The 12,437-nt window shown below is 61.0% G+C and carries 13 protein-coding genes; 10 read left to right on the top strand and 3 right to left on the bottom strand.

The annotated features are described in order from the left end of the window. The first annotated feature begins 19 nt into the window (after window positions 1–19). The 10 genes from uhpT (at window position 20) to I6L41_RS01905 (ending at window position 9,512) form a co-directional block, all read left to right on the top strand. Window positions 20–1,426, top strand: a complete 1,407-nt coding sequence (gene uhpT / locus I6L41_RS01950; RefSeq protein WP_005353611.1) for a hexose-6-phosphate:phosphate antiporter — start codon at window positions 20–22, stop codon at window positions 1,424–1,426. 218 nt (window positions 1,427–1,644) lie between these two features. Then, window positions 1,645–1,950: a PTS fructose transporter subunit IIB gene (locus tag I6L41_RS01945; RefSeq protein ID WP_005334611.1), complete on the top strand. Its 306-nt coding sequence runs from the start codon at window positions 1,645–1,647 to the stop codon at window positions 1,948–1,950. Further along, complete coding sequence (locus I6L41_RS01940) at window positions 1,950–2,717, top strand: PTS sugar transporter subunit IIA (protein ID WP_216951775.1); 768 nt, start codon at window positions 1,950–1,952, stop codon at window positions 2,715–2,717. The genes I6L41_RS01945 and I6L41_RS01940 overlap by 1 nt, the downstream gene beginning before the upstream one ends. Before the next feature lie 111 nt (window positions 2,718–2,828). Beyond that, window positions 2,829–3,752 carry a pseudouridine synthase gene (locus I6L41_RS01935; RefSeq protein ID WP_216961586.1) on the top strand — a complete coding sequence of 308 codons (924 nt, stop codon included), beginning with the start codon at window positions 2,829–2,831 and terminating at the stop codon, window positions 3,750–3,752. Beyond that, a complete protein-coding gene (locus I6L41_RS01930; protein WP_064339722.1) occupies window positions 3,752–4,243 on the top strand; it encodes an NUDIX hydrolase in 492 nt (163 codons plus the stop codon). The genes I6L41_RS01935 and I6L41_RS01930 overlap by 1 nt, the downstream gene beginning before the upstream one ends. A gap of 157 nt (window positions 4,244–4,400) precedes the next feature. Beyond that, entirely contained in the window at window positions 4,401–5,507 is a 1,107-nt protein-coding gene (mnmA, locus tag I6L41_RS01925) for a tRNA 2-thiouridine(34) synthase MnmA (protein WP_005353619.1), read from the top strand. A gap of 23 nt (window positions 5,508–5,530) precedes the next feature. Next, window positions 5,531–6,145, top strand: coding sequence for a high frequency lysogenization protein HflD (hflD, locus tag I6L41_RS01920; RefSeq protein WP_005334622.1), 615 nt, complete (start codon window positions 5,531–5,533; stop codon window positions 6,143–6,145). A gap of 129 nt (window positions 6,146–6,274) precedes the next feature. Further along, the gene (gene purB / locus I6L41_RS01915) at window positions 6,275–7,645 is read left to right on the top strand and encodes an adenylosuccinate lyase (RefSeq protein WP_005334624.1); all 1,371 of its coding nucleotides are present in this window, start codon (window positions 6,275–6,277) and stop codon (window positions 7,643–7,645) included. Window positions 7,646–7,784: 139 nt separating this feature from the next. Next, complete coding sequence (locus tag I6L41_RS01910) at window positions 7,785–8,915, top strand: cupin domain-containing protein (protein WP_216961583.1); 1,131 nt, start codon at window positions 7,785–7,787, stop codon at window positions 8,913–8,915. 183 nt (window positions 8,916–9,098) lie between these two features. Then, window positions 9,099–9,512, top strand: coding sequence for a hypothetical protein (locus tag I6L41_RS01905; protein WP_216961581.1), 414 nt, complete (start codon window positions 9,099–9,101; stop codon window positions 9,510–9,512). A gap of 96 nt (window positions 9,513–9,608) precedes the next feature. Here the strand turns inward: I6L41_RS01905 and I6L41_RS01900 are convergent, their stop codons facing one another. Genes I6L41_RS01900 through I6L41_RS01890 form a run of 3 tightly spaced genes read right to left on the bottom strand, consistent with a single transcriptional unit; the run spans window position 9,609 to window position 12,409 of the window. Beyond that, a complete protein-coding gene (locus tag I6L41_RS01900; RefSeq protein ID WP_128816154.1) occupies window positions 9,609–10,148 on the bottom strand; it encodes a GNAT family N-acetyltransferase in 540 nt (179 codons plus the stop codon). A gap of 6 nt (window positions 10,149–10,154) precedes the next feature. Continuing rightward, entirely contained in the window at window positions 10,155–11,795 is a 1,641-nt protein-coding gene (locus I6L41_RS01895) for a GNAT family N-acetyltransferase (RefSeq protein WP_216961578.1), read from the bottom strand. Further along, entirely contained in the window at window positions 11,795–12,409 is a 615-nt protein-coding gene (locus tag I6L41_RS01890; protein WP_216961575.1) for a glutathione S-transferase family protein, read from the bottom strand. The genes I6L41_RS01895 and I6L41_RS01890 overlap by 1 nt, the downstream gene beginning before the upstream one ends. Window positions 12,410–12,437 lie beyond the last annotated feature (28 nt).

Raw genomic sequence — 12,437 nt, 5'->3', positions numbered from 1 at the left:
TCGCAGAGGATGAACGAAGATGTTGAAATTGCTCCAACAGGTCCGGGTTCCCACCCTCGACCTGCCGGTCGAAGCCCGGCGCAAGCTCTGGTTCAAGCCGTTTATGCAATCTTATCTGGTTGTATTTATTGGCTATTTGACCATGTATCTGATCCGCAAGAACTTCAACATTGCGCAAAATGACATGATCCAGGAGTACGGTCTCTCCATGACCGAGCTTGGCATGATCGGTCTTGGCTTCTCCATCACCTACGGGGTGGGCAAGACCATCGTCTCCTACTACGCCGATGGCAAGAACACCAAGCAGTTCCTGCCGCTGATGCTGATCCTCTCCGCGCTGTGCATGCTGGGCTTCAGTGCCAGCATGGGTGGCACAGGTTTCAGCCTCTACTTCATGATCTTCTTCTATGCCCTGAGCGGTTTCTTCCAGAGCTGTGGCGGCTCCTGCAGCTACTCCACCATCACCAAGTGGACCCCTCGCAACAAGCGCGGCACCTATCTGGGTATGTGGAACCTCTCCCACAACGTGGGCGGTGCCGGTGCGGCCGGTGTGGCGCTGTTCGGTGCCAACTACCTGTTCGATGGCAACGTGCTCGGCATGTTTATCTTCCCCTCCATCATCGCGCTGATCGTCGGTTTTATCGGCCTGCGCTTTGGTAGCGATTCGCCGGAAGCCTATGGCCTGGGCAAGGTGGAAGAGCTGTTTGACGAAGTGGCGAGCGAAGAGGATATCGCCACCGAAGAGCAGCAGCTGACCAAGTGGCAGATCTTCGTGAAGTACGTGCTGCTCAACAAAGTGATCTGGCTGCTCTGCTTTGCCAACATCTTCCTCTACGTAGTGCGTATCGGTATCGACCAGTGGTCTACCGTCTATGCCCACCAGGAGCTGGGCTTCTCCAAAGACGTGGCCATTCAGGGCTTTACCTTCTTCGAAGTGGGCGCACTGGTCGGTACCCTGATGTGGGGTTACCTCTCCGATCTGGCCAATGGCCGTCGTGGTCTGGTTGCCTGTGTGGCACTGGCGCTGATCATCGCGACTCTGGGTCTCTACCAGCATGCGACTACCCAGTTCATGTTCCTGGGCTCCCTGTTCACCCTGGGCTTCCTGGTGTTTGGTCCGCAGTTGCTGATCGGCGTCGCCGCCGTGGGCTTCGTCCCCAAGCAGGGCATCAGCGTAGCCGATGGCGTCAAGGGCACCTTCGCTTACCTGATTGGTGACAGCTTCGCCAAGCTGGGTCTGGGCATGATCGCCGATGGCACCCCCATCTTCGGTCTGACCGGCTGGACCGGCACCTTCGCGGCGCTGGATATCGCAGCCGCCGCCTGTCTGGTGCTGATGGGTTGTGTCGCGGTCGCCGAAGAGCGCAAGATCCGCCGCATCAAGCGCGAACTGAAAGCCGCCGAGCTGGCTGCCCAGACCGCCTGATAGCCATAACAACAGACGCAGATTGTTCAGGGCCACCCACAGGGGTGGCCCTTGTTGTTTGGAGCAATCAGACACCCGACTGGCCGGCATGAGCCTGCACTACCGTTCAAGGGACGGGCATATCCCCATCAAGATCCCACTTTTCATATGGACTTTTGGTAAAAGCCCCCCGCTGGCGCTATCTTGTTGCTCCCCCTTGTCAGCATCACAGAGAGCAGATGAAGATCGTCGCCGTCACCGCTTGCCCGACCGGTATTGCCCATACCTATATGGCTGCCGATGCCCTGCAAAAAGCCGCCACTGGGCTGGGACTCAAGATCAAGGTCGAAACTCAGGGCGCCATGGGCATGGAGAACATGCTGACCGCCCGCGATATTGCCAGCGCCGACCTGGTGCTGATTGCCTCCGATATCGAGATTGAGCAGAAAGAGCGCTTCCTCGGCTGCACTATCCATCAGGTGAGACTGGAAACCGTGCTGCTGGATGCCAACGCCGTACTCAAGGCCCTGCCGATCCCGGCCTGATGCTGACTCGCGAAATCACCTTCTACTGCCAGCAGGGGTTGAGCATCACCCAGGCCAAGCAGTTGAACCGGCTGGCGGGAATGTTCAAATCCACCATCCGCTGCGCCAACCTCACCCGGCGCCAGACCGTTGCCGCCAGCAACCAGCTATCCCTGTTGACCCTCGCCACCCAGCCCGGCGATCTCTGCCAGTTGCAGATCGAGGGCAACGACGCCGAGCTGGCCCATATGGCCTTCACCTGCTGGTGTGGCGAGCTGGGTCAACCGCTGGTGCGCCCGCATACCGCCGCGCTGGCGGAGTTGCGACTGGCCAACGCCCTGCCCGACTACCATTTTGCCCTGCGCCAGCTGGCCCACAGCCCCGAACCGCTGACCAAGGCCGAAGCCCTCGAGCATCTGATCGATCTGCTGCCCACCGAGCTGATCACCAACCGCGCCACACTGACCGCTGCGGTAGAGCGGCGCGAGCAGGTATCGGCCACCATCATCCGCCCCGGCCTTGCCATGCCTCATGTATTGAGCGAAGGGATCAGCCGGCCAGCGCTGACCCTGCTTAGCTGCAAGGAGCCCATCGAGTGGGGCTCTCAAATCGGGCAGGTGCAAACCATCATTTTGCTGGCGGTGCCGGTTGGTAGCGGACGGGAGACCCTGCGCCCCCTCACCCGACTGGCGCAGGCGATGATCGACGATGTGGTCAGCCACGCCCTGCTGCTGGCGGGCTCGGCCCCCGCCCGTCAGGCTATCGTGATCGAGAGCCTGCTGAGCTAGGCGAATTGGCTCTGGGCACTGCTTGTTGAAACCCCAGCCATTCATCCAGCCCTCAGCCCCCTGTGGTACACTCGCTGCCATCGTCTGTCGTCTGTCTGAAGTGTGTATCCGATGAAATCTCCCCGCTCCCGTCTCTCTGTCAGCCGTTCGCCGCGCGATAACGCCCCGCGCACGGCGGCCAAACCAGCCGCACCTCGCCATGCATCCCCCCGCAAACCGGAGCTGGCCCCGGCGGATCGCAAATTGCTCCTGCTGAACAAGCCCTACATGGTGCTCTGCCAGTTCACCGACGAGGCGGGCCGCGAGACCCTCAAGCATTACATCAGCGAGCCCGGCATCTACGCCGCAGGTCGGCTTGACCGCGACAGCGAGGGGCTGTTGCTGCTCACCAATGACGGCAAGCTGCAGGCGCACCTCACCCAGCCGGGGGAGAAGACCCCCAAGACCTACTGGGTGCAGGTGGAAGGGATCCCGAGCGAAGAGAAACTGGCCGCCCTGCGCGCCGGCGTGGAGCTCAACGACGGCATGACCCTGCCTGCCGGGGCGCGCATCATGGATGAACCTGCGGTGTGGCCGCGCAATCCGCCCATTCGCGAGCGCAAGGAGATCCCCACCTGCTGGCTGGAGATCAAGATAGTGGAGGGGCGCAACCGGCAGGTGCGGCGAATGACCGCCCATATCGGCCACCCCACCCTGCGCCTTATTCGCTACGCCATCGGCGACTGGACCCTGGATGGTCTGGCACCCGGCGAGAGCCGCAGCCTGCCCGCCCCCGAGCAGGCACCGAGCTCCAGCAGCCGCCCGCGTCCCTCCTCATCCCGTTCAGGCGCTCATACCGCCAAACCGGCCAAACCGGCAGGGGATGCGCCACGGCGGGCCAGCCAGCCGAGACGGGACGAGCGCCCCCGCAGCACTCACCCAACCGAGCGTTCAACTTCAAACCCGACCGGCGGCAAACCCCGCAGCAGCGGGCGAGGAACGGCACGCCGACCCGCCCGTGCGGGCAATCCCGATAGCAACGACAAGGAGTCATGATGAGCAATCAGGCAGAGCAATCGGCCACCAGCCACGCCCGCATGGAGGCGCGCCTGACGGTCGCCGCCCTGGTGCAGTGGCAGGGGCGCTTTCTGGTGGTGGAAGAGGAGATAAAAGGCCAGCGCCGCTTCAACCAACCCGCCGGCCATGTGGAGCCGGGGGAAAACCTGCTTGAAGCGGCCTGTCGTGAGCTGAAAGAAGAGACGGGTCTGACCGCCACACCGACCGCCTGGCTTGGCACCTATCTCTACAAACCGGCCGACAGCGAGGCCACCTATGTGCGCACCGCCATCATCTTCGACCTTGAAAAAGCGCCAGGTCAGCACCATCCAGAGGATCCTGACGGTGATGTGCTGGCTTGCCACTGGCTCACTCTTGAAGAAATAGCGGAATGCAAACCGGCCTTGCGCAGCCCCTTGGTGTGGCAGTGCATTCAGGATTATCTGGCGGGTACACGGCTGCCGCTCTCGGCCCTCAAGGCCTTTATCTGAGGCCATTTGACACTCTTTTTCGGTGACAAAGGCCAACAACAGAAAAACGATTTCCTGCTATCAGGTTCCTGATGGGAACTGCGGCATGGATATGTGACCGGGGGCGCAAAACTCTGGTAGAATACGCCCCGTTTAAACGAACTGGTAACTTCGACTAATGACAGACAACAGCCAAATCAAGGTGATCGTCGGCATGTCCGGCGGCGTGGATTCTTCCGTCTCGGCCTACCTGCTCCAGCAGCAGGGCTATCAGGTCGAAGGCTTGTTCATGAAGAACTGGGAAGAAGACGACACGGACGAGTACTGCTCTGCCGCCCAGGATTTGGCTGATGCCAAGGCCGTCTGCGACAAGCTGGGGATGAAACTCCACACTATCAACTTCGCGGCCGAGTACTGGGACAATGTGTTCGAGCACTTCCTCGAAGAGTACAAGGCTGGCCGCACGCCAAACCCCGATATCCTTTGCAACAAGGAGATCAAGTTCAAGGCGTTCCTCGAATTTGCCGCCGAAGAGCTGGGTGCCACCTACATCGCCACCGGCCACTATGTGCGCCGTGACGACAGCACAGGCCGCCCGCGCCTGCTGCGCGGTCTCGATACCAACAAGGATCAGAGCTACTTCCTCTACACCTTGAGCGAAAAGCAGGTAGGTCAGAGCCTGTTCCCGGTTGGCGATCTGGAGAAGCCCGAGGTGCGCCGCATCGCCGAGCAGCTGGATCTCATCACCGCCAAGAAGAAAGACTCCACCGGCATCTGCTTTATCGGCGAGCGCAAGTTCAAGGACTTCCTGGCCAAGTTCCTGCCCGCCCAGCCCGGTAAAATCGAGACCGTGGATGGCAAGGTGATCGGCGAGCATCAGGGTCTGATGTATCACACCCTGGGCCAGCGCAAGGGGCTCGGTATCGGTGGTCGTAAAGATGCCACCGAAGAGGCCTGGTATGTGGTCGACAAAGAGGTCGAACGCAACGTGCTGGTGGTGGCGCAGGGCGAACATCCCCGCCTCTACTCCGATGGTTTGATTGCCAGCCAGCTGCACTGGGTGGATCGCACCCCGATCCGCGAGCCGCGTCGCTGCACCGTCAAGACCCGCTACCGCCAGCAGGATATCCCCTGCCTGATCCAGCCCATCGACGACGAGACCATCCGGGTCATCTTCGACGAGAAACAGGCTGCGGTGACCCCGGGCCAGTCCGCCGTCTTCTACGACGGGGAAGTGTGTCTGGGCGGCGGCATCATCGAACAACGTTTCAGCCATCCGGTTTGAATCCTTAACAGAAGGCAGCAGACGTGAGCGATAAATTCCAAGACAGAACAATGGCCTTTGCCGGCATCTGCCAGGCCGCGTATCTGGTGCAGAAGGTGGCCCGAGACGGCAGCTGTGACGAGGCGGCCCTGCGCGAGAGCCTCTCCAGCATTCTGGTGACCAACCCGAGCCAGCCGCTCGAGGTGTTCAACAACACCCATCTGGCCATACGCGACGGCTACCGTGCGCTGGTCGAACAGCTGGGAGCCGATGGCAGCCAGAAAAATGCCGAGCTGACCCGCTATGTGGTGAGCCTGATTGCCCTGGAGCGCAAGCTGGCCAAGCGCAAGGACATTCTCAATATGCTGGGTGAGCGGATCAGCCAGATTGGCCGCCAGCAACAGCACTTCGATCTGCTCGACGAGCAGATTTTGGCCAACATGGCGAGCATCTACAGCGATCTTATCAGCCCCATCGGGCCACGCATCCAGGTGGCGGGCACCCCGCTATTCCTGCAGCAACCGCTGGTGCAGCACAAGGTGCGCGCCCTGCTGCTGGCAGGCATTCGTGCCTGCGTGCTGTGGCGTCAGCTCGGTGGCAGCCGCACCCAGATCATCTTCGCTCGCAAGAAGATGGTGGAGCTGGCCAAACGTTACTAATCATCGGCTCGCGCGCGGGCAAGCGAGGTCAACATCAGGGTGAACAGCCGCACATCCGCCTTGATGACGACTCAGCCCCACGCGCGAGTGGATATGGATCCCCCACACAAATCATCAGGAGTTCACCCCATGGAGCTGTCCGCGCTGACTGCTGTTTCCCCGATTGACGGTCGTTATGGCGACAAGGCCGATGCCCTGCGCCCTATCTTCTCCGAATTCGGCCTGCTGCGTTTTCGCGTCGAAGTCGAGGTGCGCTGGTTGCAAAAACTGGCCAGCCACGCCGGGATCCCGGAAGTCCCTGCCCTGAGCGCGGCCGCCAACGCCCTGCTCGACGGCATCGTCAGCAACTTCAACGAGAGTGACGCCGCCCGTATCAAACAGATAGAGCGCACCACCAACCATGATGTGAAAGCGGTGGAGTACTTCCTCAAGGAGAAAGTCGAAGTGAACCCGGAGCTGGCGGCTGTCAGCGAGTTCATCCACTTCGCCTGCACCTCGGAAGACATCAACAACAACTCCCACGGTCTGATGCTGAAAACCGCCCGCGAAGAGGTCATCAAGCCTTATTGCGAAAAGCTGATCAGCGAGCTCAAGCGTCTGGCCCACGAGTACCGTGACATGCCGCTGCTCTCCCGTACCCACGGCCAGCCGGCGACCCCGAGCACCATGGGCAAGGAGATGGCCAACGTCGCCTACCGTCTGGAGCGCCAGTTCAAGCAGATCATGGCGGTGGAGATCCTCGGCAAGATCAACGGTGCGGTCGGCAACTACAACGCCCACCTCAGCGCCTACCCGGATGTGGACTGGCACCAGTTCTCCGAGGAGTTTGTTACCTCCTTGGGCCTGACCTGGAACCCCTACACCACCCAGATCGAGCCGCACGACTATATCGCCGAGCTGTTCGACGCCATGGCCCGCTTCAACACCATCCTGATCGACTTCGACCGCGATGTGTGGGGTTACATCTCCCTGGGTCACTTCAAGCAGCGCACCATCGCGGGGGAAATCGGCTCCTCCACCATGCCGCACAAGGTCAACCCCATCGACTTCGAGAACTCCGAAGGCAATCTGGGTCTGGCCAACGCCGTGTTCCAGCATCTGGCGAGCAAGCTGCCTATCTCCCGCTGGCAGCGTGATCTGACCGACTCTACCGTGCTGCGCAACCTGGGTGTGGCAGTGGGTTACTCCCTGATTGCCTATCAGGCGACCCTGAAGGGCATCTCCAAGCTGGAAGCCAACGACGCAGCCATGGCTGCCGATCTGGATGCCAACTGGGAAGTGCTGGCCGAGCCGATCCAGACCGTGATGCGCCGCTACGGTATCGAGAAACCCTACGAGAAGCTCAAGGAGCTGACCCGTGGTCGCCGCGTCGATGCCGAAGGGATGCGTACCTTTATCGACACCCTGGAGCTGCCGGAAGCTGTCAAGGTTGAGCTGAAGAAGCTGACCCCGGCCAACTACATCGGTGACGCCCAGCGTCTGGTTGATCTGCTGAAGTAAGCCAGCCGGCAGTGACGAAGGGGCCCTGTGCACGATACGCCACAGGGCCCCTGTTATTTTCCCTGCCACGGCAGGGTCCCGAGTGGCTTTTCCCAAGCCTGCCTTGGGCAAAACCTCTTTGCGAGACACGAGAAACAGCATGTACGAACTCAATCTGGATATCGCTCACTTCCTCGAGCACTACTGGCAGAAGCGCCCGCTCCTTATCAAGGGTGGCTTCAAAGACTTTCAGGATCCCATCAGCCCGGACGAGCTGGCAGGTCTGGCCATGGAAGAGGTGGTAGAGTCCCGCCTCGTCACCCGTTTCGACGGCAAGTGGGATGCGGCCCACGGCCCCTTCGAATCCTATGACCATCTGGGCGAAGAGAACTGGACCATTCTGGTACAGGCATGCAACCACTGGGCCCCCGAGGTGAACGAGCTGGCGGTACCGTTCCAGTTCATTCCGGGCTGGCGCTTTGACGATGTGATGGTGAGCTTCTCCACCCCTCACGCAGGTGTCGGCCCCCACATCGACAACTACGACGTGTTCATCACCCAGGGTATCGGCAAGCGTCACTGGCGGGTTGGCGATGCCAAGCCGCTCAACGAGTTTGCCGCCCACGCCGCCCTGCTGCACTGCGAGCCGTTCGAGGCGATCATCGACGTCATCATGGAGCCGGGCGACATCCTCTACATTCCGCCCGGATTCCCCCACGAAGGCTACGCCATCGAGCCCTCCATGAACTTCTCGGTGGGTTTCCGCGCACCGGATGCCAAGGCGCTTATCTCCTCCTTTGCCGATCATCTGATCGACAACGAGGTGCGTACCGAGCGTTACGGCGATGCCGATCTCAAGCCCCGTGCCCGTCACGGCGAGATCCAGCCCCACGAGCTGCACCGTCTGCGCGAGCTGATGCAGCAGGCCCTCGATGACGAGACCCTGTTCAAGGAGTGGTTCGGCACCATGATCTCCGAGGCCAAGCACGATCTGGACGTCAATCCGGTCGAGCCGGACTACAGTGCCGAGGAAGTGGCCGACCTGCTGACCCAGGGCGAGCCCGCCATCAAGGTGCCGGGTCTGCGCACCGTCTGGTTTAGCGGCGAGAGCCAGCAGTGCTTCATCGACGGCGAAGCCTGGACGCTGCAGAGCGAAGATGCGGCCGCCATTTCGCTCCTGTGTGACAAAGACATCATCACCCAGGCCGACATGGTGGAGCTGGCCGATCAAGCTGGCTTCCTGCAACTGCTGACCCGTCTGGTCAACCGTGGTTACTGGTTCTTCAACTGATCCGGCGGTAACCGAAGGATAAAAAGGCGCCTTATGGCGCCTTTTTTGTCACTCAGAGGCAGTTCAATTAACAATCGATGCGCGAAGCTGAACCTACTCTTGATGAACCGACAAGTGGTGATTTATTGAACTAAGATCGATGGGTATCATGCGTCCGTCCCTGTTCAAAAGAGAAGCGCCACCATGCAAATCACCTCCCGGCCCATGCCGCTGCCTGATTACGGCAAATACCCCTCCTCTCCGGCTGCCACACCCGAGCAGGTCAGTCAGGCCCGTAACGAAGCACTGACCAAGAAGGATGAATTGCAGGCACAGAGCGAAGAGAAAGCAACGGCTCGCAGAACCATGGCGGTCTCTTATACGGCTAACCAGCAGGAGAAAGCCTTGGTGGAGCGCTACCTGGAGGCCAGCGGTCAGGAGACCGACAGCAAGTCGGCCCCGAGCACTGCTGAACTCTATCAGGCGGCCAATCGCTACCAGCGCCAGCAGAATCTCAGCGACTACATGCAATTCCAGCAGAGCCCGCTCGCCCAGCAGATGGGTGACATGGTGGGTGAAGATAATCGCAAGGGCACCCAGCTCGATATTATTGCCTGAGCCAATTTGCTCGAATAAGCCCGGCAGGGATCAATACAAGATGAAAAAGCCCTCAATGAGGGCTTTTTCGCTATGGCTTGTCGCTGCAACTTCTCGCTAGAAATGGGACTCTTCTGCCTGCGCGTCCGGCAGCTCGTCGGGAAGTTCATCAAACAGGGGGTGATAGAGCACCTCACCCTGCACACCCGCAAACCCCCCTTCCTGCAGCTCCATCGCCATAAAGCAGTCGGCAGGCACCTCATAGATGCAGTGCAGGCCAAACTCGCTGGCCGGGCGGAAACCGAAACGGCTGTAATAGGCCGGATCCCCGAGTACCACCACCCCTTTCCAGTCCATCTCGAGCGCCGTATCAAGCCCTTCACGGATAAGATCCGAGCCAATCCCCTGGCCTTGCCAGTCGGGATGAACCGCGACCGGCGCCAGACCGAGCCAGGGCCCTTCCATGCCGTTAATGGTGATCGGGCTTAGCATCAGGTGCCCCATGAACTCGTACTCTTCCTCTTCGACCATGGTCACCACGGCAGCGCCACATTCGCGCAGGCGGTTGACCAGTTCGGCCTCATCGGAACGACCGAAGGCGGCACTCAGCAGCTCATAGACCGGCAGCATGTCACCGGGGCGCTCGGTTCTCAACATCAGGTATTACTCCTCGTACAGCAGAGCGGGCATTATTCCACACAACGGCTGGTCATTCTGAGTACCTTTGTCCAAAAATGGGAGGGTGCACTCAGGAAAACGAGCGGCAAACTGTTGCTGCAAAGCGGTTAGCGTAGCCGGGGTGGCCCTGTTCATCGCCTCCCGGTAGGCAAGCCAGAGGGCGGGAGCCTCCCGCGCCAACCGCTCAAAGGTCAGTTCGGGCGTTTGATGCCAACAGCCATCCAGCTCGTCGACCAGCTCCGGCAGCTCCACCAGCAGCCGTAACTGCTGATAGCGTATCTGCGACGAGTCACCGTTGCCGCCCAGCGCCTGCGCCATCAATTGGTTGAACCAGTGGAGCCGTGATGCGCGCTCCTCGCGGCTGAGCAGCGCTGGCCCCTGCCGCTGCAGCGCGGCCAGTTGCAGCAGCCACGCCAGCCCCTGTTCATCCCTGTCTTTCAGCAAGACGCCGCCAAGATGGGACAACAGCTCCGGTTCGGCCTGCTCCAGCAGTTCGACGGGGTAACAGTGCAGCTCCAGAGACCTCTCAAGATGCGGCGGGCAGCGAATAGAGCAGGACACCTCCCCCGCGCCCCTCTCATCCACAAAGAGCGAGATAGCCAGCTTGCCGTTGGCACTCTGCCGCTCCAACGTTACAGGATCCCACAGGATCACCACGGCGATCCGCTCATCAGCAAGCCAATGGGAAATTTCCTCGGGCAAGGGATTGGGTAAGGAGGGAGCGCGATCCAGCCGCCAGTAGCTCACCTCACACGGCTGGCGACCGCTGATATGGCGCCGCCCGCGATAGTGCATGCCCACTTTTGCCATCACCCGGCCGGAAGCTAAATTGTCTGGCATATGGCGAGCCGTCAGCGCTGGCAGTTGCAGTTGGTCAAGGGCGAACGCTTTGACCAAGCTTGCTGCCCGGGTCGCCAGACCGCGATTCTGCCAGGGCACGCCCACCCACCAGGCCAGTTCGCCATTCCAGTGCAGGGAGATCACCCCAAGCAACGCCGCACCTTGATCCTCTGGCAAGGTGATGGCCCAGCTCCAGCCAAGGCCAAGCGCTGCCTTGCGCCAGCTTAGCGCCAGCCAGTCGCGGGCCCCCTCGGGCGGATAGGGGTGAGGAATATTGAGGGTGTAGCGGGCCAGCGCCTCGTCGCTGCAGTAGCGCACTATCTCGCGCTCATCGTCGGCCTGCAGTGGTCGCAATACGACACCTGATAGCGAATGCCCCTCAGCCAGGGTCGGCACCGTCACGCGGCGCGCCAGCAGGCGATTGAGCACGGCGCCCAAATCGGCCTCGGGGGTGAGCGGCAGATCGGCCCCCACAGGGCCAAGGGTGAGCAGTCCCTGCTCCCTGGCGAGGGTCAATAGGGAGGTAGAGGCACTGATCAGGATCTGGCGGCTGGGATCAACATGAAAATCCGCCAGCAGATCCCCATCGAGCCAAGCAGCCAGCAGGGCCCCCGGGCAGAGCACCCCGTCAGGAGGACTGCTCGCCCAGGGAGCATCGGTTTGATCGAGGACGGCGGCCGCCTCTTTGCCCAGCAGCAGCTGCCAGCGATGACCTTGCTGCTGCCAGTGCAGCAACAGCGCAGCCCACTGCGGTTGCCACAGACTGGCCTCGATCAGCAGTTCCATCAGCTGGCCTGACAGGCCGCTGGCAGCGTCAGATGGCGGGGATGGGCTTCGATACGGGCGATCCAGCTACGGATAGCGGGCCACCCCTGCAGGGAGAAGATCCCTTCCTCTGCCACGTGGGTGTAGGCATAAAGGGAGATATCGGCGATGGTCGGCGCATCACCGCACAGGTAGGGGCTCTGTTTCAGCTGCTGCTCCATTACCGCCAGCGCCTTCTCGCCACCGGCTTTCAGCCCGTCGAGCCGCGCCTCCTGCGACTCGGGTCGGCCGAGATAGTGAACGATAAAGCGGGCCACCGCGATGTATGGCTCATGGCTGTACTGCTCAAAGAACATCCATTTGAGCACCTCGGCCTGCTGGCGCGGATCGGTTGGCCACAAGGCACTGCCTTGCCCCAGATAGAAGAGGATGGCGTTGGATTCCGCCAGCATGTCGCCTTGGCCAATCTCCAGCACCGGGATCTTGCCGTTGGGGTTCATGGCCAGAAATGCGGGGGTACGGGTATCCCCCGCCTGAATATCCACCTCTACCCACTCAAGGGGCAGATCCAGCCAGCGGGCCAGCAGCCACACCTTGTAGCAGTTGCCGGAACGCAGATCACCATACAGACGCATACACACTCCTTGTGAAAACAGATTCGAA

The sequence above is a fragment of the Aeromonas sp. FDAARGOS 1411 genome, assembly GCF_019047125.1.
Taxonomy (GTDB): domain Bacteria; phylum Pseudomonadota; class Gammaproteobacteria; order Enterobacterales; family Aeromonadaceae; genus Aeromonas; species Aeromonas veronii.
The sequence above is the reverse complement of the archived record's forward strand: the minus strand, read 5'-3'. Positions and strand labels throughout refer to the sequence as shown.